Source organism: Pyxidicoccus caerfyrddinensis (assembly GCF_010894405.1).
GTDB lineage: Bacteria > Myxococcota > Myxococcia > Myxococcales > Myxococcaceae > Myxococcus > Myxococcus caerfyrddinensis.
Genome location: NZ_JAAIYA010000007.1, coordinates 21,090 through 41,132, shown reverse-complemented (window position 1 = coordinate 41,132; position 20,043 = coordinate 21,090). Strand labels below are relative to the sequence as shown.

Below are 20,043 nucleotides of genomic sequence, written 5' to 3'. Positions count from 1 at the left end.
CGCCATGGTGGAAGCGGGCGTGAGGACGGCGCTGGCGGAGCGCGTGGCGCGGCTGTCCGGCTGTGAGGTGAAGCCGGGCGAGCCCCTGGCTCCGCTCACCAGCGTCCGGGTGGGCGGCGCAGCGGAGGCCCTGGTGCGTCCTCGCTCGCCGGAGGCGCTGGTGGCGCTGTTGAAGCTGGCGCGCGACGAGGGCGTGCCCGTCTCCATCCTCGGCGGCGGCGCTAACACGCTGGTGGGCGACGGCGGTGTGCCGGGCTTCACCGTGAAGCTGCCTTCGGACCTGTTTCCAGAAGTCGCGGACGTGGGCCCCGAGGAGGGCCGCCTCACGCTGGGCGCGGGCGCGGCCATCGTCCGGCTCATCAACGTCATGCGCGCCAACGCGCTGGTGGGTGCGGAGTTCCTGGCCGGTATTCCCGGCACGCTGGGCGGCGCGGTGGCGATGAATGCCGGCACCAAGAACGGCGAGGCCTTCCGCGCGATTGAATCGGTGGAGGTCGCCACCGCGGACGGGGTGGGGTGGCTGACGAAGGCGCAGGTGCCGCACGCCTACCGCCACTCGGAATTGCCGCCGGACAGTGTGGTGACGCGGGTGCGCTTCCTCCTGCGCAAGGGGGACATGGTGGCGTCCAAGGCCGCCATGGACGCGGACCTGGGCTACCGCAAGCGCACGCAGCCGCTGAGTCAGCCCAACTTCGGCAGCGTCTTCACCAACCCGCCGGGCGACCATGCCGGCAGGCTCATTGAATTGGTCGGCCTCAAGGGGCATACGCTGGGCCGCGCGCAGGTCTCCACCCTGCACGCCAACTGGATTGTGAACCTGGGCGGAGCTACCGCCCGCGACGTGCTGGGCCTCGTCACCCTCATGCAGCAGCGGGTGCGCGAGGAGACCGGCGTCGACATGAAACCCGAAGTCAAGCGCGTGGGAGAGTTCCTGCCATGACCCCGAATCGCGGCGCCTTCACGAAGGACGAGCTCAAGACGAAGCGCGTGGGCGTGTTGTTTGGCGGCCTGTCCGCCGAGCGCGAGGTGTCCCTGCGCACCGGCGCCGCCGTGGCCGGGGCGCTGCGCTCGCTGGGCTACGACGTGGTGGAGGTGGACGTCGGCAAGGACCTGCCCGCGCGTCTCATCGCGGAGAAGGTGGACGTGGCGTGGCTGGCGGTGCACGGCCGCTATGGCGAGGACGGGTGCCTCCAGGGCCTCTTGGAGTCGATGTTCATCCCCTACAGCGGCAGCGGTGTGCTGGCCTCCGCGCTGGGCATGGACAAGGTGTACGCCAAGCAGGTCTTCGTCGCGCACGGCATCCCCACCCCGGCGTACCGCGCCTTCAAGGACGCGGAGTCGGCGCTGGCGGCGGCGGACTCGCTGCCCTTCCCCTTCCCGGTGGTGGTGAAGCCCAGCCGCGAGGGCAGCAGCGTGGGCGTTCATATCTGCAAGAAGCGTGAGGACTACGACGCCGCCGTGAAGGACGCGGCGAAGTACGCCGGCACCCTCCTGGTGGAGCAGTTCGTCAAGGGACGTGAAGTGCAGGGTGGGGTGCTGGACGATGAGGCCCTCGGCGTCATCGAGGTGCGCGCCGCGCGCGAGTTCTACGACTACGAGGCCAAGTACAAGGCGGGCTCCGGTACTCAGTATCTCTTCCCCGCGCCCCTGCCCCCTGAGCAGTATGCCCGGGTGAACGAGGTGAGCCTGGCCGCGCACAAGTCCCTCGGTTGCAGTGGCGGCTCCCGGTCCGACGTCATCATCACCGAGGGCGGAGAAGTGTTCCTGCTGGAGATCAACACGCTGCCCGGCATGACGGCCACCAGCCTCCTGCCCAAGATTGCCGCCGGACGTGGTATCGACTTCCCGGCCCTGTGTGAGCGCCTCCTGTTGGGCGCCTCCCTCAAGGCCTGAAGCGCCCCCCTCGCGGGCCCGACGCAACTCGGCGTCGGGCTTCGTCGAAAACCCCCGGAAGTCCCTGGCCCCGCACCCGCCGCCAGCGCTACAGCGACGTGCCTGTAGCCAAAAACTGGCGTGGAGATCCATCCGCGCGCAGCATGCGTGCGACCGTCCCGACCCATGGCCTTTGGCAGAGCGCGAAATCGTCGTCGTCAGGATACCGCCCAGCAGAAGGAGGCGGTGAAGGGCGCCGTGCGCTCGCACGGCCCCGGCGTCCTGAAGGTGCTCGCGCTGACCGTGGCCACGGGCCTGCTGGTGTGGGGCGGGGTGGAATTGCGGCACTGGGCGCTGACGTCGCCCCGCTTCGACCTCGCGGCCGTGTCCTTCTCCGGCCTCCAGCGTGCCTCGCGCGTGGAATTGCTGCGGCTGGCGGTGCTGACGAAGGGGCAGAACCTGTGGACCCTGGACCCCGGCGCCCTGGAGCGCGCCATGTCGCAGCACCCCTGGGTGAAGACGGTGGAGGTGACGCGGCGCTTCCCCAACCGCGTGTCGGTGGAGGTGACCGAGCACGCGCCGGTGGCCCTGGCGGTGCTGGGAGAGTTGTACGTCCTGGATGAGGACGGTGAGCCCTTCAAGCGGGTGACGCCGGGGGACGGGCTGGATTTGCCGCTCGTCACGGGGTTGGACCGCGAGGGGTACGTGACGGACCCGACGGTGGCGCGCGAGCGCCTGCGCGCGGCGCTGGAGGTGGCGAGCGCCTATTCGCGGCTGTCAACCGACAAGGCCGAGCGCCTGTCCGAGGTCCGCATGGAGGCGCAGACCGTGGCGCTGGTGACGGCGTCCGGCCAGGAAGTGCGCCTGGGAGAAGGAGATTCCGAGGTCAAGCTGCAGCGGCTGGCCCGCGTCCGGCGAGAGCTGGGTGCGAGGGGGCTTGCAGCGGAGATCATTCACCTGGATAACCGTGCCCGACCCGGTTGGGTGGCGGTGAAGCTTTCGAGCCCTGTCTCCGAGAGGAACGGGGTCTCGACGCGGTAAGCGGATGCCCCTTTCACGAGAGTGGGGGGCCTGGGAGGGTTGTCATGGCGAAGCAGAAGTCGGGGGAGATCATCGTCGGCCTCGACATCGGCACGACGAAGATCTGCGCCATCGTCGGAGAGCTGACCGACAGCGGCATCGACATCATCGGCATCGGTACGCACCCGTCGAAGGGGTTGCGCAAGGGCGTGGTGGTCAACATCGAGGCCACGGTCTCCTCCATCCGGCGCGCCGTCGAAGAGGCGGAGCTGATGGCGGGGGCTGAAATCTCCCACGTCTATACGGGCATCGCCGGCGGCCACATCAAGGGCTTCAACTCCCAGGGCATCGTCGCGGTGAAGGACAAGGAGGTCCGCGAGGCGGACATCGCCCGCGTCATCGACGCGGCGAAGGCGGTGGCCATCCCCCTGGACCGGGAGGTCATCCACGTCCTGCCGCAGGAGTTCATCATCGATGACCAGGGCGGCATCAAGGAGCCGCTGGGCATGGCGGGCGTGCGCCTCGAGGCCAAGGTGCACATCGTCACCGGGGCCGTCTCGAGCGCGCAGAACATCGTCAAGTGCGCCAACCGCACGGGGCTGAATGTCTCCGACATCGTCCTGCAGCCGCTGGCCAGCGCGGAGGCGGTGCTCGGTGAGGACGAGAAGGAGCTGGGCGTGTGCCTCGTCGACATCGGCGGCGGCACCACGGACATCGCCATCTTCTCCGGCGGCTCCATCGTCCACACGGCGGTGATTGCGCTGGGCGGCAACAACCTCACCAGCGACATCGCCATCGGCCTGCGCACGCCCGCGCACGAGGCCGAGCGCATCAAGCAGAAGTACGGCTGCGCGCTGGCGTCCCTCATCAACAAGGACGACACGATTGAGGTGCCCAGCGTGGGCGGCCGTCAGCCGCGCGTCCTGGGGCGGCAGATTCTCTGCGAGATTCTGGAGCCGCGCGTGGAGGAGATCTTCCAACTCGTGCACCGCGAAATCCAGAAGTGCGGCTACGAGGACCTGCTGGCCTCGGGCGTGGTGATTACGGGTGGCTCCACGCTGCTGGCCGGCATGCCGGAGCTGGCCGAAGAGGTGCTCGGGCTGCCGGTGCGCCGCGGCATGCCGCGCGGTATCGGCGGGCTGGTGGACGTGGTGAAGAGCCCCATGTACGCCACGGGCGTGGGCCTGGTCGTCTACGGTGCCAAGCACCTGGACCGGCGCATGTTCCGCATCCGCGAGGAGAACGTGTACAAGAAGGTGAAGGGCCGCATGCGCGAGTGGCTCGAGGAAATCTTCTGACGGGCTGAGGCCACGCGCCCGCCGCATGCGAAGGGGCTCTCCGGAAGGGGGGCCCCTTTTGCATTCTGGCCGGGCGCGTCATGCCCTGGCCGCGTCTGGCGTGGACGCGTCAGGGCTCCTCCCCGCGTCCAGCGTTGACGCGTCAGGAGCAGCTTCGGACGCGTTCCGTTGGGACGCCAAGCTGTCTGATTTCCAGAATCCAGATCCGTGATTCGGATTGCCCTCTGGGAGGGGAGGGTGGTGGGTCCCAGAAGCCCTTGGAACTGTGAGGGTTGGGAACTGGACGGGGGATGGCTTCAGGATTGCTATGTGCGGCCATTGCCGCCGGGACCCCATCCCACCTCGCGCGGCCACGCCCTCATGAACGACCACACCCACACCTCTCCTCCGCAGGCACCTGCGCGACGCCTCCGAGCTCGCCTGCCTGCTGCTGGCCTGCTGGCGCTCCTGTGCGCCGTGCTGGTGGCCCCCGCCGCCCAGGCCGAGCCCGACACCTTCCAGCTGGGCAACGGCCACAATGGCGCACTGACGGTCAACGCCGCCAATACCGTCGTCAACACCTACACGCGGGTGACGGCGGCCGTTCCGGCGAATCAGAGCTTCGCCAACGTGGCCTCCACGACGGGCTTCGCGGTGGGCGACCTGGTGTTGGTGTACCAGGGCACGGGCTACACCGGGACGGTGACGTCGGGCAGCCAGACGGCCCTCGACCTGACGGGGAACACGGTGGGCCGGTGGCAGTTCGCACGCGTGACCGCGCTGACCGGCACTCGGCTCACCTTCGGCCAGCCGCTCACGATGAGCTTCGCAGCCAACATGACGCAGGCCATCCGGGTGCCCGAGTACACCACCGTGACGGTCAACGCCGCGGGCAGCATCGTCGCCCAGGCCTGGGATGGCACGACGGGTGGCGTGGTCATCTTCCTGGCGACGGGCGCGGTGAGCAACGCGGGCGCCATCTCCGCGAGCGGACTGGGATTCCGCGGCGGCCAGTTCCTCAACGGCAACGGTGATGGGTGCACCGGCATCGACCAGGCTTTCCCGGGCGGTACGTCGAAGGGCGAGGGCATCGTGCCGGCGCGCTACTCCCTTGCAATTCCTCCGGCGGCGGGCACGACGGGCTACGGCAACATCTTCAATGGTGGTGGCGGCGGCATCTGCCACAACTCGGGCGGTGGCGGTGGCAGCAGCCATGGCGTGGGTGGTGTGGGTGGCCGCACGTGGAGCGGCGATGCTCCGGCCTCGCGAACCGTGGGTGGTCGCGGCGGCGCGCAGATGCTCTTCACTCCGCAGGACCACCTGCTCTTCGGCGGTGGTGGCGGCGCGGGCCACAGCAATGACGACCTGGGCGGCGGCGGCAGCGCCGGTGGCGGCATCGTGTTCATCCGCGCGGCGTCGCTGACGGGGGCTGGAACGATTTCGGCGAACGGCGTGGCGGGTGTGAATGCAACGCCGCCGGGCAACGACGCGGCGGGCGGCGGCGGCGCGGGCGGTACGCTGTACCTGCGCTTCACGGGGAACTTCACGTGTAACGCCAATCAGGTGACGGCGCGCGGTGGCATCGGTGGCAGCACCGACTTCGACCAGCACGGCACGGGCGGTGGTGGCGGTGGTGGTCGCGGCCTGATTCAGGGCGGCACGGTGGGCTGCACGCCCTCCGTTACCGGTGGTGCGGCGGGTACGCAGCCGACGGCGGCTGCTCCCGACGGTCTGACCTATGGCGCTGCGCCTGGCAGCGTCGGTCTCGTCACCACCCTGGCGGGTGCCTTCCCGGCGGCTCCGGCCGCGCCTGTCGTGACGACGCCGGCCAACGGCTCCACCACCGGACTCCGCCCGCCCATGAGCGGCACGGCTCCGGCGAATTCAACGGTGGTCATCTTCGTTGATGGCGTGGAGTACGCCCGCGTGACGGCGGATGCCGCTGGCAACTTCACCTACACCCCGCCGGCCGACCTGACGACGGGTGCGCACACCATCAGCGCCGTGGCCGAGGTGCAGGGCGTTGCCGGCCCCCGAAGCAACACCAACAGCTTCACGGTGGCGACGGACACCACGCCGCCGGACACGACGATTGTCAGCGGACCGGCTCTGGTGACGAACGCCACGACGGCTACGTTCGACTTCTCCGCGAACGAGACCCCGGTGACGTACGAGTGCTCGCTGGACGGAGCGGCCTTCGCGGCCTGCACCGACCCGGTCACCTTCACTGGCCTCGCGCAGGGCAACCACACCCTGTCGGTCCGCGCGCGTGACGCTGCTGGCAACGTGGACCCCACGCCCGCCACCTACGCGTGGACCATCGACCTCACTCCTCCGGATACCTCCATCGTGAGCGGCCCGGCGGCGGTGACGAACTCCACCAGCGCTACGTTCGACTTCAACTCGCCCGACAGCCCCGTTACCTATCAGTGCTCGTTGGACGGCGCGGCCTTCGCGGCCTGCACCGACCCGGTCACCTTCACGGGCCTGGCCGCCGGCAACCACACCCTGGCGGTGCGCGCGGTGGATGCGGCTGGCAACGTGGACCCGACGCCCGCCACCTACGCGTGGACCGTCGACCTCACCCCTCCGGATACCTCCATCGTGAGCGGCCCGGCGGCGGTGACGAGCTCCACCAGCGCTACCTTCGACTTCAACTCTCCTGATAGCCCGGTGACGTACGAGTGCTCGCTGGACGGCGCGGCCTTCGCGGCCTGCACCGACCCGGTGACCTTCACGGGCCTGGCGCAGGGCAACCACACCCTGGCGGTGCGCGCGCGTGACACCGCGGGCAACGTGGACCCGACGCCCGCTACCTACGCGTGGACGGTGGACCAGACGGCCCCGGATACCACCATCGTGAGCGGCCCTGCTGCGCTGACGAACAGCAGCAGCGCGACGTTCGACTTCAGCTCCAACGAGAGCCCTGTCACCTACCAGTGCTCGCTGGACGGCGCGGCCTTCGTGGCCTGCACCGACCCGCGTACGTTCACGGGCCTGTCGGACGGCAATCACACCCTGGCGGTCCGCGCGGTGGATGCCGCGGGCAACATCGACGGCAGCCCGGCGACCCACGCCTGGACGGTGGACACCACGCCCCCGGACACCACCATCGTGAGTGGTCCGGCGTCGGTGACGAACAGCAACAGCGCCACGTTCGACTTCAGCTCTCCTGACGCGACCGCCACCTTCGAGTGCTCGCTGGACGGCGCGGCCTTCGTGGCCTGCACCGACCCGCGCACCTTCACGGGCCTGGCGGACGGCAACCACACGCTGTCGGTCCGCGCGCGTGACACTGCGGGCAACGTGGACCCGACGCCCGCCACCTACGCGTGGACGGTGGACACCGCTCCTCCGGACACCACCATCGTGAGTGGCCCGTCGGGACTGACGGCCTCCACGTCGGCCACCTTCGACTTCAGCTCTCCTGACAGCCCCGTCACGTACGAGTGCTCGCTGGACGGCGCGGCCTTCGCGGCCTGCACGGACCCGGTGACCTTCACCGGCCTGGCGCAGGGCGGCCACACCCTGGCGGTGCGCGCCCGTGATGCGGCCGGCAACGTGGACCCCACGCCCGCCACCCGCGCGTGGACGGTCGACACGGTGGCTCCGGACACCACGTTCACCAGCACGCCGCCCCTGATTACGAACTCGGCGGTGGCCAACTTCGACTTCAACTCCAACGAGAGCCCCGTCACCTACGAGTGCCGTCTGGACGGCGCGGTGCTCTTCACCGCGTGCGCGGACCCGCAGACCTTCACGGGCCTGTCGAACGGCAGCCACACGCTCGAGGTTCGCGCGGTGGACAGTGCCGGCAACGTGGACACGACGCCGGCCACGTATACGTGGACTGTCGACACCACGCCTCCGGATACCACCATCGTGAGCGGCCCGGCGGCGGTGACGAACTCCACCAGCGCCTCGTTCGACTTCAGCTCGCCTGACAGCCCGGTGACGTACCAGTGCTCGCTGGACGGCGCGGCCTTCACGGCCTGCACCGACCCGGTGACCTTCACGGGCCTGGCGCAGGGCAACCACACGCTGGCGGTGCGCGCGGTGGATGCGGCCGGCAACGTGGACCCCACGCCGGCCACCCGCGCGTGGACGGTGGACACCTCCGCCCCGGACACCACCATCGTGAGTGGCCCGGCGACGGTGACGAACGCCACCACGGCCACCTTCGACTTCACCTCGAACGAGAGCCCGGTGACGTACGAGTGCTCGCTGGACGGCGCGGCCTTCGTGGCCTGCACCGACCCGGTGACCTTCAGCGGGCTGGCGCAGGGCAACCACACCCTGTCGGTGCGCGCGCGTGATGCCGCGGGCAACGTGGACGCGTCTCCCGCGACGTACGCGTGGACGGTGGACACCACTGCTCCGGACACGACGATTGTCTCCGGCCCGCCCGCGCTGACGAACAGCAACAGCGCGACGTTCGACTTCAGCTCCAACGAGAGCCCTGTCACCTATCAGTGCTCGCTGGACGGCGCGGCCTTCGTGGCCTGCACCGACCCGCGCACGTATACGGGCCTGGCGGACGGCAACCACACGCTGGCTGTCCGCGCGGTGGATGCGGCCGGCAACGTGGACGCGAGCCCGGCGACCCACGCCTGGACGGTGGACACCACGCCGCCGAACACGGTGATTGACTCGGGCCCGGCGGCGCAGACGAACGCGACGACGGCCACGTTCAACTTCAGCTCGCCGGACAGCCCGGTGACGTACCAGTGCTCGCTGGACGGCGCGGCCTTCACGGCCTGCACCGACCCGGTGACCTTCACGGGCCTGGTGGAGGGTGGCCACACGCTGGCGGTGCGCGCGGTGGATGCGGCCGGCAACGTGGACCCCACTCCCGCGACCTACAACTGGACGGTGGACCGTACCGCCCCCGGCATTCCGGTGGTGACGGCTCCGGCCGACGGCACGACGGTGCCGACGCAGCAGCCGACCTTCGCCGGCACGGCCGACCCGGGCACGACGGTGACGGTGATTGTGGACGGCGTGGTGCTGGGCACCGCGCCGGTGGACGGCCTGGGCAACTGGACGTTCCCCTGCCCGGTGGTTCTGGACCAGGGCCCGCACACGGTGGTCGCCACGTCCACGGACCCGGCGGGCAACGTCAGTGAGCCGAGCGCTCCCTCCACCTTCATCGTGGACACGGTGCGGCCGGATGCGCCGGAAATCGATCGTCCCGCCGACGGGGCGACGGTGGCCACGCGGCGTCCCACCTACGAGGGCACGGCCGAGCCGGGCGCCCAGGTGACGGTGACGGTGGACGGCGTGGTGCTGGGCACGGTGACCGCCGACGTGGACGGCCACTGGAGCATCCTCGAGGACGGGGACCTGGCCGACGGCCCGCACACGGTGGATGCCACGGCGACGGATGCCGCGGGCAACATCAGCGAGGCGACGGAGCATGACTTCCTCGTCGACACCTCGGCCCCGGACACGGTCATCGTCTCCGGTCCGAACCTGAGGACCAACTCGACGACGGCCACCTTCGACTTCGACCAGGTCAACGGCGGCGTGCGCTACGAGTGCAGCCTGGACGGCGCGGCCTTCGCGCCCTGCACGGACCCGGTGACCTTCACGGGCCTGGCGGCGGGCAACCACACCCTGGCGGTGCGCGCGGTCAATGCGCTCGGCACCGCGGACCCGGAGCCGGCCACCTACGCTTGGACGGTGGACCTGACGGCGCCGACGCTGCCGACCATCGACTCGCCGGCCGATGGCGACACGGTGGGCACCGCGACGCCCACCATCACCGGCACCGGTGAGCCGGGCAGCAGCATCTACCTGGACCTGGACGGCGCCACCTATGGCCCCATCCCGGTGGATGGCTCGGGCCACTGGACCTTCACGGTGCCCGTGCCGCTGGCCGAGGGCCCGTACACGGTGTCCGCCACCAGCGTGGACGCCGCCGGCAACAGCGCCGGCCCGGTGACGAGCACCTTCATCGTCGACCTGACGGCCCCGGACACGCTCATCGTCTCCGGCCCGCCGGCCCTCACCCGCGAGACGTCCGCCACCTTCGACTTCGACCAGACGGGCGGTGGCGTCTCCTACCAGTGCAGCCTCGACGGCGCTTCCTACGTGCCGTGCACGGACCCGGTGACCTTCACGGGCCTGGCGGATGGCGAGCACGTGCTGCTGGTGCGCGCGGTGGATGCGGTGGGCAACGTGGACCTCACCCCGGCGGAGCACCGCTGGACGGTGGACACCACGGAGCCCGACACGCTCATCGACTCCGGCCCGAACGACCCGACGAACGCGACGACGGCGACCTTCGAGTTCACGGCCTCCGAGCCGGGCTCCACCTACGAGTGCAGCGTGGATGGCGCAGCCTTCGTGCCGTGCACGGACCCGGTGACGTTCAACGGCTTCGCGGAGGGTGAGCACACGCTGGCCGTCCGCGCGGTGGATGCGGCCGGCAACGTGGACCCGTCTCCCGCCGAGTACAGCTGGACGGTGGACCTCACGGCTCCGGCGGTTCCGGTCATCGTCACGCCGGCCAACGGTGCGGTGCTGCCCAGTGGCAATGTCACCATCACCGGCACGGCGGTGGGTGCCACGTCGGTGACGCTGACGCTGGACGGGACGACCTACGGTCCCATCCCGGTGGATGGCGCGGGCAACTGGACCTTCTCGCCGCCGGTGACGCTGGCGGACGGTCCGTACACCGTCACGGTGGTCGCGGTGGATGAGGTGGGCAACACGAGCGGCCCGGCGACCTCCACCTTCCGGGTGGACACGGGCGTGCCGGACACGGCCATCGACAGCGGCCCGCCGGTGGTGACGACCGCGACGACGGCGGACTTCGTCTTCTCCTCCAACGAGTCCCCGGTGACGTTCGAGTGCAGCCTGGACGGCGCGGCCTTCACGGCGTGCCCGGCCCAGACGAGCTTCGGCCCGCTGGGTGACGGCGAGCACACCCTGGCGGTGCGCGCGGTGGACGCGGCCGGCAACGTGGACCCGACGCCGGCCACGCACACGTGGACGGTGGACACGGTGGCGCCGGTGGTGACGCTCACCACGCCCGCCGATGGCGCGGTCCTCCCGACGCCGCAGGTGACGTACTCGGGCACGACGGATCCGGGTGCCACGGTGTCGGTGGTGGTGGACGGCGTGCAGGTGGGTCCGGTGACGGCGGATGCCTCGGGCAACTGGACGCTGCCCGTGGGCACCGTGCTGACGGATGGACCTCACTCCGTCACCGTCACGGCCACGGACCCCGCGGGCAACACCAGCCCGCCCGTGACGCACGACTTCACGGTGGACGCGCTGCCGCCCGACACGAGCTTCACCTCCACGCCGCCCGCGCTCACCAACAGCACCACGGCCCACTTCGAGTTCACCTCGGACGAGTCGCCGGTGACGTTCGAGTGCAGCCTGGACGGCGCCGCCTTCGCGTCCTGCGCCACGCCCTTCGACTTGAACGGCCTGGCGGAGGGTGAGCACACCCTGGCGGTGCGTGCGCGGGACACGGACGACAACGTGGACCCGACGCCGGCCTCCTACACCTGGACGGTGGACGTCACCGCTCCGGACACCCTCATCGTCAGCGGCCCGCCGCTGGCGGACGCGCCGAGCACGGCCACCTTCGACCTCGACCAGACGGGCGGCGGTGTGTCGTACGAGTGCAGCCTGGACGGGGCGGCCTTCGCGGCGTGCCCGGACCCGGTCACCTTCACCAGCCTGGCCTCGGGCCCGCACACCCTGGCGGTGCGCGCGGTGGACGCGGCTGGCAACGTGGACGCGACGCCGGCCACGTACAACTGGTCGGTCAGCGTCGACACGGACGGCGACGGCCTCACGGACGCCGAGGAAGTCACGCTCGGCACGGACCCGAACAACCCGGACACGGACGGTGACGGCCTGACGGACGGCCTCGAGGTCAACGTCGGCGACACGGATCCGCTCGACGACGACTCGGATGACGACGGCGTGATGGACGGCACGGAGGACGCCGACCACGACGGCATCGTGGATGCGAACGAGACCGACCCGAACGAGGCGGACACGGACGGCGACGGCCTGACGGACGGCCTGGAGCTGGGCCTGACGGAGCCCGAGGGCGACGACACCGACCCGGCGCACTTCACGCCGGACGCGGACCCGACCACCACGACGAACCCGCTCAACGTCGACACCGACGGTGGCAGCGTGCGCGACGGGGTGGAGGACGCCAACCACAACGGCCGCGTGGACGCGGGCGAGACGAATCCGCTCGTGGCCGCCGACGACACCGACTCGGACGGTGACGGCGTGGATGACACCACCGAAATCGAGCTGGGCACCGACCCGCACGACGCGGACACGGATGACGACGGCGTGCAGGACGGCGCCGACGGCCTCACGGATACCGACAAGGACGGCATCATCGACGCGCTGGACCCGGACAGCGACAACGACGGCCTGCTCGACGGCACGGAGCGGGGCGTGACGCTGGAGAACGCGCCGGCGGGCACCAACACCAGCTCGCCCAACTTCGTCCCGGACGCGGACCCGAGCACCACCACCGACCCGAAGAAGGCGGACACGGACGGTGACGGGCTGACCGATGGGGCGGAGGACGCGGACTCCAACGGCGCAGTGAGCTCCACCGAGACCGACCCGAACAAGGCGGACACGGATGGCGACAGCCTGAACGACGGCCTCGAGGTGATGGGCCGCAACTCGACGGACCCGCTCAACCCCGACACGGATGGTGACGGGCTGAACGACGGTCGCGAGGACGCCAACCTCAACGGCAGCTTCGACAATGGCGAGACGGACCCGAGGAACCGGGACACGGACCAGGGCGGTGCCAGCGACGGTGAGGAAGTCACCGGCGGTGGCAACCCGCTGGACGGCAACGACGACTTCGTGGTCGTGGGCCGTGGCTGCAGCACGGGCGGGGCGGGCACCTTCGCTCCGCTGGCGCTGCTCCTCCTCGCGCTGCCCATGCTGGGCCGCCTGCGCCGCTCGGGCCGGCGTCCCTCGCGGGCGCTGGTGGCTGGTGCCGCCGGGGGCCTTGCCCTCACCGGGGCGCTGGTGGCCCCGACGGCCCAGGCGCAGGTGACGGCGCCCACGGCGTCGCAGGCCATCGACGTGCAGCAGTACAAGCCGGGTCCGGGCGCCGGGGACATCCTCGGCGTGCACAGCGCCCGCGTGCAGCGGCACCTGGGCTGGAACGTGGGCCTGTCCCTCAACTACGCGGACAAGCCGCTCAACTTCCTGGACCCGCGGCAGGACCGGTTCATCACCGCGCTGGTGCGCAGCCAGGTGGGGTTGGACCTGATGGGCGCGGTGGGTCTGTTCGACCGCCTCGAGGTGGGCCTGGTGCTGCCGGTGACGCTGCAGGACTCGGAGCCGGCGCCGCAGGTGGACCCGAGCTTCTCGCAGGGCGTGGGCTCGGGCGGCATCGGTGACCTGCGCGTAGTGCCCAAGGCGCGGCTGGTGGACGGTGAGTCCTTCGGCCTCGCGCTGGTGGTGCCGGTGGTGCTGCCCACGGGCGGCGGCTCGGACTTCCTCGGTGGCTCGGGCGTCGCGGTGCAGCCTCGCCTGGTGGCCGAGTACGGACAGCGGCTGCGCCTCGCCGCCAACCTGGGCGTCGACATCCGCAAGCAGCAGCAGCTTCGCAACCTGAACACCGGCAACGCGCTCGCCTTCGGCGTGGGCGCGGAACTCCCCTTCACCCTGGGCGAGCTGCCGCTGGCCGCCGAGGCCACGGTGGTGGGCGCGCTGGGCTTCGAGGAGCAGGACACGGAGGAGCGTCCGCTGGAGCTGCTGGCGGCGCTGAAGTACCGCTCTCTGGGGGGCCTGTCCGCGCACCTGGGCGCCGGTCCGGGTCTCACCCGCGGCTACGGCACGCCGGGCTTCCGCGTGCTCGCGGGCCTGAGCTACAGCCCGCCGCCCTCGAAGGAGCCGAAGCCCGTCGTCACGCCCGCGCCGGTGGACACCGACGGCGACGGCCTGATGGACCCGCAGGACCGCTGCCCCGTCGAGGCCGAGGACAAGGATGGCTTCGAGGACGCGGACGGCTGCCCGGACCTGGACAACGACGATGACGGCGTCGTCGACGGCGTCGATCCGTGCGTGAACGAGGCGGGGACCCAGAACGGGTGCCCGGCGCCGGAGCCGGAAGTGGACTCGGATGGTGACGGCCTCATGGACCCGAACGACGCATGCCCCGCGCAGGCCGAGGACAAGGACGGCTTCGAGGACGCGGACGGCTGCCCCGATCCGGACAACGACAAGGACGGCATCGCCGACACGGCGGACAAGTGCCCCCTCGAGCCCGAGGTCATCAACGGCGTGGATGACGAGGACGGCTGCGCCGACAAGGGCAAGGTGAAGGTGCTCGTCGACGGCGAGCGCATCCTCATCCTGGAGAAGGTCTACTTCGCCACGGGCAAGGACGTCATCCTCGCGCGCTCCTTCCCGCTGCTGAAGCAGGTGGCCGCGGTGCTGCGCGCCAACCCGCAGGTGGAGCTGCTCCGCATCGAGGGCCACACCGACGACCAGGGCAACGACGCGAAGAACCTCGACCTGTCCAAGCGCCGCGCCAACAACGTCCGCAAGTTCCTGGTGAACGAGGGCATCCTCCCGGTTCGTCTGGAGTCGGCGGGCTACGGCGAGACGAAGCCGGTGGACACCAACAAGACGGCGGAGGGCCGTGAGAACAACCGCCGCGTGGAGTTCACCATCCTCCGTGTGGGCAAGGTCGAAGTGGAGCGTGACGCCCGCTGAGTCACCGGCTTTGATGACCCGGTGAACACCACCGGATGATGCGCGAGGGTGGTCCTGGACAATGCTCCGGGACCACCCTTTGCGTTGGTGGCGACGCGTGATTCCGACCTGCCGAGGAGTACCGCTTTGCGCGAGTCAAGAGGCGAAGTGCTCCCACCACGCCGCACCGCGTGCATGCCAGCCCGCTGCGTAAGTGCGCGTCAGGACTCGGCGGCGCCTCATCCCGCTACAGGCTCGTAGCGGAATACTTGCCAAAGCGCGGGACTTGCTGATGATTGTGGAGGTTGGGAGTGCGCGCGCTGCACCGCGCCGCTCCAGCCGAAAGGACCGCCATGGATCAGTTCGATCAGAACAAGCAGGCCGCCAAGATTCGGGTCGTGGGGGCAGGTGGGGCCGGCTGCAACGCGGTCAATACGATGATTCTGTCGAAGCTCGACCGGGTCGACTTCATCGCCGCCAACACCGATGTGCAGGCGCTCGCGGCCAGCAAGGCCCCGACGCGCCTCCAGCTCGGTCAGACGCTGACGAAGGGCCTGGGCGCGGGCGCCAACCCGGAGATGGGCCGCGAGGCCGCGCTGGAGTCGAGGGACCAGATTGCCGCGGTGCTCGAGGGCGCCGACATGGTGTTCGTCACCGCCGGCATGGGCGGCGGCACCGGCACGGGCGCCGCGCCCATCATCGCGGACATCGCCAAGAGCCTGGGCTGCCTCACGGTGGGCGTCGTCACCAAGCCCTTCCTCTTCGAGGGTAACAAGCGCCGCAAGCAGGCCGAGCAGGGCATCGTGGAGCTGAAGGCCGCGGTGGACACCCTCATCACCATTCCGAACCAGCGCCTGCTGTCGCTCTCCAACGAGCCGATGCCGCTCCTGGAGACCTTCAAGCGCGCGGACGAGGTCCTGCTGAACGCCGTGCAGGGCATCAGCGACCTCATCCAGTACCACGGCTACATCAACGTGGACTTCGCGGACGTGAAGACCATCATGAGCGACAAGGGCCTGGCGCTCATGGGCACCGGCCACTCGTCCGGTGACAAGCGCGCGCTCACCGCCATGCAGCAGGCCATCTCCAGCCCGCTGCTGGAGGACGTGTCCATCGACGGTGCCACCGGCCTGCTCATCAACATCACCGGCGGCCGCGACATGACCCTGCAGGAGGTCAACGAGGCGCTGACGCTGGTGCACGACGCGGCCGACAGCGAGGCCGAAATCATCTTCGGCTCGCTCATCGACGACCAGATTCAGGATGAGGTGAAGATCACCATCATCGCCACGGGCTTCGTCCACCGCGACGCGCCCAAGGTTCGCGCGGCGCCGACGGTGGTGCAGGTACCGCTGTCCCGCCCGGCGCCGTCCGTGCTCGCCGCCACGCGCGAGGAAGTGGCCAGCCTGGTGCCCACCAAGGGCAGCGCGCCCCGGCCGTTGCCCGCCGTGGAGAGCGGCAAGGCCATGAGCACCCGCACCTCGGTGGTGAAGGAAGCCGCGCTGCCGCTGGACGAGGACCAGTTCGACATCCCCACCTTCCTCCGGCGCCAGGGCCAGACGGAGCTGCCGTAGCGCGTAGGTAGGAAGGAGAGAGGCGCGGGGGCCGGTGCTAGCGGCCCGGAAGCCGCGCCACACTCGCCTCGTCGCGGCCTGCCAGCGTGTCCGCGCGGTCGAAGAGGTCGTCCACCTCCTCGTACAGCGCGTCGACCCGCTCCGGCATACGAGGCGCGGGCAGCACGCCGCCACCGGACAGCTCTTCCAGGCGCGCGCTGGCGCGCTGCAGGAACTGGAGGGCCTTCAGCAGGGACAGGCCGCGCTGCGTGCCGTCCGGCGTGAAGAGGGTGCCGCTCTGGGTGAGCGTTTCGAGCGTGGTGCGGACGCTGCGGACGCGGTCCGCCTGCCGGGAACGGTAGAGGTCCAGCCGCCTGGCGCGCCGCGCGCGGTGCAGATCCACGACGCCTTCAGGGCCTTGGGAAGAGGGGGGCTTCACGGGCGGCAAGGTACGTCAGGCCCTCGCAAGGCCGCAAATTTACGGGATTGTACCGACCTGTTGCGCGCTCGCCCGCGCCCTTGTCATGGGAGGGGTCGAGGGTTAGGTTCGCCGCCCTTCGAAGGGGAGGCCGACCGCCATGTTCCAGAAGCTGCTCATCGCGAACCGGGGAGAGATTGCCCGCCGCATCAGCGCGGTGGCGCGGGGGATGGGGCTCAAGACTGTCGCCGTCTACTCGGACGCGGACGCGGAGCTGCCCTTCGTGAAGGAAGCGGACGAGGCCGTGCGCATCGGCCCCGCCCCAGCCAAGGACAGCTACCTCAACACCGCCGCCATCCTGGAAGCAGCCAGGCAGACGGGCGCCCAGGCCGTGCACCCCGGCTACGGCTTCCTGTCCGAAAACGGTGAGTTCGCCCAGGCCTGCGCGGACGCGGGGCTCATCTTCGTGGGCCCGCCCCCGGCGGCCATGGCGCGGATGAAGGACAAGAGCCAGGCCCGCAAGCTGGTGGCCGCGGCCGGCGTCCCGGTGGTGCCCGGCAGCGACGGCGTGGTGCCGGACGTGGCGAGCGCGCTGACGGCGGCGGAGCGCATCGGCTACCCGGTGCTGTGCAAGGCCGCCAGCGGCGGCGGCGGCATCGGCATGGCGGTGGCGAAGGACCCCGCGGAGCTGGAGAAGGTCTTCCGCCAGTGCACGGACCGGGCGAAGGCGGCCTTCGGCAAGGAGGGCGTCTACCTGGAGCGCTACTTCCCCGCGCCCCGCCACATCGAGGTCCAGATTCTGGGGGACCACCACGGCCACCTCATCCACGGCCTGGAGCGCGAGTGCTCCATCCAGCGCCGGCACCAGAAGGTGGTGGAGGAGGCCCCCTCCGTGCTGTTCGCGGATGGGAAGAACGCGGCCCTGGCGCAGACGCTGTTCACCGCGGCCGTCACCGCGGCGAAGACGTTCGGCTACGCCAACGCCGGCACCGTGGAGTTCCTCTACTCGGACGGGCAGGTCTACTTCATCGAGATGAACGCCCGCCTCCAGGTGGAGCACCCGGTGACGGAGCTCACCACGGGGCTGGACCTCATCGGCTGGCAGCTGCGCATCGCCGCGGGCGAGCGCCTCACGGTGAAGCAGGAGGACGTGAAGCGGCGCGGGGCGGCGCTGGAGTTCCGCATCTACGCCGAGGACCCGGTGAAGTTCTTCCCCTCGCCGGGGCCGCTCAAGGTCTTCCAGCCCCCCACGGGCGAGGGCGTCCGGCTGGACTCGGGCTACGGCGAGGGCAACACCGTCACGCCGAACTACGACCCGATGATTGCCAAGCTCATCATCAGCGGCGACACGCGCGCGCAGGCGATTGAGCGCTCCATCGCGGCGCTGCAGAGCTTCCGCATCGAAGGCATCAAGACGAACATCCCGCTCCACCTGCGCATCGTGCAGGATGCGGCCTTCCGGGCCGGCGAGCTGGACACGCACTTCCTGGAGCACCACGCGAAGCCGGCGTAGAGCAGCCGGGGCAGCAGCTCCAGCCCCATCCCACCCCTGAGGAGGCAAGGTTCCATGGCGGACGTCGCGGCGCACATCACCGGTACGGTGTGGAAGATCGAAGTGAAGGTCGGCCAGCAGGTCAACGCGGGCGACACGCTCGTCATCCTCGAGTCCATGAAGATGGAGATGCCGGTGGAGGCGGAGGAGGGCGGCACGGTGAAGGAGATTCGCTGCAAGGAGGCCCAGTCCGTCAACGAGGGTGATGTCCTCGTGGTGCTCGGCTAGCAGTGGAGCCTTCGTCGGAGCCGTCGCTCCACGTGGAGGACCGTGAGGGCGGCATCCGCGTCCTCACGCTGTCCCACCCGGCCCGGCGCAACGCGCTCAACGACGCGCTGCTGGCGCAACTGGACGCGGCGCTGGAGCCGGCCCCGCACGTCCGTGCGCTGCTGGTGCGCGGCGCGGGCGGCACCTTCTGCTCCGGCTACGACCTGACGCGCCTGGGGCCGCCCGGTGAGGACGGCCTCCTGCCGGATGACCCGCTGGTGGCGTGCCTCCTCAAGCTGGAGGGGCACCCGGTGCCCAGCGTGGCGCTGGTGCAGGGCGCGGCGGTGGGCGCGGGCTTCGATTTGGCGGCCTCGTGTGACTTCCGCATCGGCACGCCGGACGCCGTCTTCCTCATGCCCCCGGCGCGCCTGGGCATCGTCTACTCGCCGGAGGGGCTGGCCCGGGCGGCGCGGCTGGTGGGCTTCTCCCGCGCGAAGCAGCTCTTCCTCACCGCCCGCAGGCTGGATGCGCGCGAGGCGCTCGCCTGGGGCCTGCTGGACGAGTGCCTGGAGCCCGCCGACGCGGAGGCGCGCGCGCTCGCGCTGTGCGCCACGCTGGCCGGCCATGCACCGCTCGCGGTGTCGGGGATGAAGGAGTCCTTCGGCCGGCTGGCGCGTGCCCCGCTGGAGGACACGGACCGGGCGCGCCTGCGCGAGCTGCGCGCGGCGGCCTTCGGCAGCGAGGATGCGAAGGAGGGGCGGGCGGCCTTCCTGGAGAAGCGCCCGCCCCGCTTCACCGGCCGCTAGCTACGGCGGCCGGGAGAGGGGTTTCACCTGGGACTCAGGTGTCGCCGAACAGCTCGCCCATGCGCAGCTGGAGCGCCGAGGCAATCTTGTACAGCGAGGAGATGGACGCGGAGGATTCCGCGCGCTCAATCTGGGACAGCAGCGACACGGACAGGCCGGTGCGCCGCGCGAGCTGCTTGAGCGTGAGCTCCTGCGTCTTGCGCGCGTCGCGGATGGTGCGGCCGATGGCGCGGTGAAGGTCCGCCTCCGGGTCCTGGGACAGGCCCTTCTTCTGGAGGGCGTTGCGGACCGCGGTGATGAACTGCTCCGGCTCCATCGGCTTCTTCACGTAGTCGGAAGCCTGGGCCTTCAGCGACGCGACGGCCGTGTCCACCGTGGGATACGCGGTGGCGACAATCACGGCGACGTCCGTGTCGTACTTGCGAATCTGCTCCAGCACCTCGGTCCCGGACATCTGGGGCATCATCATGTCCAGGATGACCAGGTGGAAATCGGAGCCGCGGAGGATCTCCACGGTCTGCGTGGGGTCCGTCGTGGTGACGACCTCGTAACCTTCGCGGGTCAGCACCAGCTTGAGGTAGTCGCAGTTGTCCTGCTCGTCATCAACCACCAGGATGCGAATCTGCAC

11 protein-coding genes are annotated in these 20,043 nt (G+C 70.4%); 9 read left to right on the top strand and 2 right to left on the bottom strand.

Annotated elements, in window-relative coordinates:
* The first annotated feature begins 4 nt into the window (after positions 1-4).
* The 6 genes from murB (at position 5) to ftsZ (ending at position 16,453) form a co-directional block, all read left to right on the top strand.
* The gene (gene murB / locus G4D86_RS17885; protein ID WP_163995188.1) at positions 5-940 is read left to right on the top strand and encodes a UDP-N-acetylmuramate dehydrogenase; all 936 of its coding nucleotides are present in this window, start codon (positions 5-7) and stop codon (positions 938-940) included.
* Positions 937-1,893 carry a D-alanine--D-alanine ligase gene (locus G4D86_RS17880; RefSeq protein WP_163995187.1) on the top strand — a complete coding sequence of 319 codons (957 nt, stop codon included), beginning with the start codon at positions 937-939 and terminating at the stop codon, positions 1,891-1,893. The genes murB and G4D86_RS17880 overlap by 4 nt, the downstream gene beginning before the upstream one ends.
* 165 nt (positions 1,894-2,058) lie before the next feature.
* Complete coding sequence (locus tag G4D86_RS17875; protein WP_163995186.1) at positions 2,059-2,913, top strand: cell division protein FtsQ/DivIB; 855 nt, start codon at positions 2,059-2,061, stop codon at positions 2,911-2,913.
* 44 nt (positions 2,914-2,957) lie between these two features.
* Positions 2,958-4,190: a cell division protein FtsA gene (ftsA, locus tag G4D86_RS17870; RefSeq protein ID WP_163995185.1), complete on the top strand. Its 1,233-nt coding sequence runs from the start codon at positions 2,958-2,960 to the stop codon at positions 4,188-4,190.
* Between the two features lie 456 nt (positions 4,191-4,646).
* Entirely contained in the window at positions 4,647-14,900 is a 10,254-nt protein-coding gene (gene agmC / locus G4D86_RS17865) for an adventurous gliding motility protein AgmC (RefSeq protein WP_240360320.1), read from the top strand.
* A gap of 332 nt (positions 14,901-15,232) precedes the next feature.
* Positions 15,233-16,453: a cell division protein FtsZ gene (gene ftsZ, locus G4D86_RS17860; protein ID WP_163995183.1), complete on the top strand. Its 1,221-nt coding sequence runs from the start codon at positions 15,233-15,235 to the stop codon at positions 16,451-16,453.
* A gap of 37 nt (positions 16,454-16,490) precedes the next feature.
* On the opposite strand, the gene G4D86_RS17855 is transcribed toward ftsZ, so the two are convergent.
* Entirely contained in the window at positions 16,491-16,880 is a 390-nt protein-coding gene (locus tag G4D86_RS17855; protein ID WP_163995182.1) for a hypothetical protein, read from the bottom strand.
* Between the two features lie 130 nt (positions 16,881-17,010).
* Between G4D86_RS17855 and G4D86_RS17850 the strand changes: the two genes are divergently transcribed.
* The 3 genes from G4D86_RS17850 to G4D86_RS17840 are packed head-to-tail and all read left to right on the top strand — an operon-like array spanning position 17,011 to position 19,415.
* Positions 17,011-18,363, top strand: coding sequence for an acetyl-CoA carboxylase biotin carboxylase subunit (locus G4D86_RS17850; RefSeq protein ID WP_163995181.1), 1,353 nt, complete (start codon positions 17,011-17,013; stop codon positions 18,361-18,363).
* A gap of 54 nt (positions 18,364-18,417) precedes the next feature.
* Complete coding sequence (locus G4D86_RS17845) at positions 18,418-18,630, top strand: biotin/lipoyl-binding carrier protein (protein ID WP_163995180.1); 213 nt, start codon at positions 18,418-18,420, stop codon at positions 18,628-18,630.
* Between the two features lie 2 nt (positions 18,631-18,632).
* Entirely contained in the window at positions 18,633-19,415 is a 783-nt protein-coding gene (locus G4D86_RS17840) for an enoyl-CoA hydratase/isomerase family protein (RefSeq protein ID WP_163995179.1), read from the top strand.
* A gap of 34 nt (positions 19,416-19,449) precedes the next feature.
* On the opposite strand, the gene G4D86_RS17835 is transcribed toward G4D86_RS17840, so the two are convergent.
* The gene (locus G4D86_RS17835; protein ID WP_002634367.1) at positions 19,450-20,043 is read right to left on the bottom strand and encodes a response regulator; all 594 of its coding nucleotides are present in this window, start codon (positions 20,041-20,043) and stop codon (positions 19,450-19,452) included.

Bases quoted from the DNA above. Each gene is read 5' to 3' on its own strand.
- G4D86_RS17880 (WP_163995187.1), top strand. From the start codon at position 937: ATGACCCCGAATCGCGGCGCCTTCACGAAGGACGAGCTCAAGACGAAG.
- murB (WP_163995188.1), top strand. From the start codon at position 5: ATGGTGGAAGCGGGCGTGAGGACGGCGCTGGCGGAGCGCGTGGCGCGG.
- G4D86_RS17875 (WP_163995186.1), top strand. From the start codon at position 2,059: ATGGCCTTTGGCAGAGCGCGAAATCGTCGTCGTCAGGATACCGCCCAG.
- G4D86_RS17850 (WP_163995181.1), top strand. From the start codon at position 17,011: ATGTTCCAGAAGCTGCTCATCGCGAACCGGGGAGAGATTGCCCGCCGC.
- G4D86_RS17845 (WP_163995180.1), top strand. From the start codon at position 18,418: ATGGCGGACGTCGCGGCGCACATCACCGGTACGGTGTGGAAGATCGAA.
- ftsA (WP_163995185.1), top strand. From the start codon at position 2,958: ATGGCGAAGCAGAAGTCGGGGGAGATCATCGTCGGCCTCGACATCGGC.
- ftsZ (WP_163995183.1), top strand. From the start codon at position 15,233: ATGGATCAGTTCGATCAGAACAAGCAGGCCGCCAAGATTCGGGTCGTG.